Origin of the sequence: Aliivibrio sp. SR45-2 (genome assembly GCF_963890165.1) — a bacterium.
GTDB lineage: Bacteria > Pseudomonadota > Gammaproteobacteria > Enterobacterales > Vibrionaceae > Aliivibrio > Aliivibrio salmonicida.
The window spans coordinates 1-2,081 of sequence record NZ_CAWPRC010000039.1 but is presented as its reverse complement, the minus strand read 5'-3'; the positions used below and the strand labels follow the sequence as shown (position 1 = coordinate 2,081).

The 2,081-nt window shown below is 34.5% G+C and carries 4 protein-coding genes; all 4 read right to left on the bottom strand.

Annotated elements, in window-relative coordinates:
• Nucleotides 1-277 precede the first annotated feature (277 nt).
• On the bottom strand, nt 278-790 hold the full coding sequence (locus AACV33_RS02005) for a hypothetical protein (RefSeq protein ID WP_182700705.1): 513 nt from the start codon (nt 788-790) through the stop codon (nt 278-280).
• Nucleotides 791-792: 2 nt separating this feature from the next.
• Nucleotides 793-1,101: a hypothetical protein gene (locus AACV33_RS02000; protein ID WP_182700704.1), complete on the bottom strand. Its 309-nt coding sequence runs from the start codon at nt 1,099-1,101 to the stop codon at nt 793-795.
• Nucleotides 1,102-1,283: 182 nt separating this feature from the next.
• A complete protein-coding gene (locus AACV33_RS01995; protein ID WP_182700703.1) occupies nt 1,284-1,913 on the bottom strand; it encodes a LysE family translocator in 630 nt (209 codons plus the stop codon).
• A gap of 71 nt (nt 1,914-1,984) precedes the next feature.
• Nucleotides 1,985-2,071, bottom strand: coding sequence for a hypothetical protein (locus AACV33_RS21505; protein ID WP_370527209.1), 87 nt, complete (start codon nt 2,069-2,071; stop codon nt 1,985-1,987).
• Between the last annotated feature and the right edge of the window lie 10 nt (nt 2,072-2,081).

Genomic DNA, 2,081 nt, shown 5'->3' with positions numbered 1-2,081 from the left:
ATATACAAATATCATTATTGTAATATCGTGAAGAACTACTGTGATTAATGTCACTAATTTCTAAGTTAATAAAAACAAAGGTAATATTTTAGATAACCATTATCTATCGCCTAGAACATAACGCCTGCATAACACGTTTGCTACGATACAGACTTAGCTGAATTTTACTACCTTAATCACTGAAACTAAAGGCAAACTGACAACGCCGAGTGTAGCAAATCGTGTTGATGCATTTGTTATGCATGTATAATTTAGCTCAACCTGATAACTATAATTTTTAATCTTCTTGTGATACTAATTGTTTCTTATGCATATCTGCACTGGATAATTTTAATGTTTTTGATGGAAAGAAAAGCTCAATGCTTAATTTATACATGTGGAATAGCACATACCAAATTAGGAGCGCAGAAACTCCCATTAAGACATAGATATCTAAAACTGAGAACTTTGTAAAATACACTACATGATAGAACTTTTGAATAAATGCACCTTCTAATAATGCACAAGCGGTTGTAGAAACAGCTATATAAGTACTTAATGTTAAAACTATATCTAAAGGAATAAGTCCACTTCGAATAAAAACGCTATTGCTTGAGTTTTGGGGTCTAATTTTAATTGCGTGAGTTATTACAATTACTAAAACAATTATAACTAACGATGTATTTAAATGGCCTTTTTCAAGTATAGACCGAATAAAAACCATCGCATTTTCTTCGTAAATATTTGAGCCTATCGCTAAAAAAGCGACAAATCCAGCAGCGAGTATAGAACCTAAATCTGGTTGTTTCATAATTAGCTCCTATTGAACGCATCTATTTCTGCAATTTCTTTTTTATCCGATTCATTACCGAACAGCGCACCTAAAACCCCACCAATAATAACACCAGGCATACCACCAACTAAACCTAAAGCTCCACCAATAACAGTCGAAACGGGAGCATTATCACTCGATTTTTCAGCAAAAACTTGCTTTATATGGTAGACCTCACCTTCAATTTCAAAGTACTCACCACCCAACACATTAGATAACTCTGTTCTAGAAGTGGTTCTAGTATTTAAATACCGTTTTATCCCTGATTTATCATTAACATATAATTTCATTTATATTATCTCTTAGAAACATACCTAGCCAAAAAAATGCATAACGCCTGCATAACACGTTTGCTACCATACAGACCTAGCTGAATTTTAACGCCTTAATCACTGAAACTAAAGGCAAACTGACAACGCCGAGTGTAGCAAATCGTGTTGATGCATTTGTTATATGCAAACAACCATTCTTACTATGAGGTCATTACTTTAATGCCCAAAATGGTAAACAATCCACCGGTGACATAATCCATAACCCCAGAGATACGAGCATAAACACTTTTAGCTGATTCATGAGAAAACGCTGTAGCTAAAAATAAATGCCAACTAAGCGTAATTAAGGACATTGTTAACATGATTGCTAATATCATCGTTGCACTCATGTTTTCAGGCATGGAAACACTGAATAAACTGACGACGAAGAAACCCGTTTTCGGATTTAAAATACTGGTGATAAAGGCTGAAATGAAAACCTTTCTTTTCGATGGTGATATCGTTTGATTGATTTCTGTTAACTCACCTAACCTCTTTATTTTTCGAGTTAGATAAATCTGACGCATTCCCAAATACAATAAATAACTGCCGCCTACCACTTTCATTAAACCAAATAATTGAGGGAAATGAGAAAAGAGAATAACTAAGCCGGAGCCACCAAAAAACGACCACAGTAACGTCGCACAACTAACACCGAAAGCAGAAAAAGCCGCAATTTTACGGTCGTAATTAAGTGCAGTGTTGATCGTTAAAAGTACATTAGCACCAGGAGTCGCAACAGCTAACATCCAAATTAAAGCCACATGAAGAAGAATCAATAAATATTCCATTACCTACCATTCCAATAAATTAAGCCGTGAGCTTAAAAAAGCATTGGTGTGCCCCTCGAAAAGCGAACACTTTATTTTACAAATTTACTTTCAAATTCAAATGGACTCAAGTTGTTTAATGTTGAGTGACTGCGCTTACGATTATAGAAGATCTCAATATATTCAAAT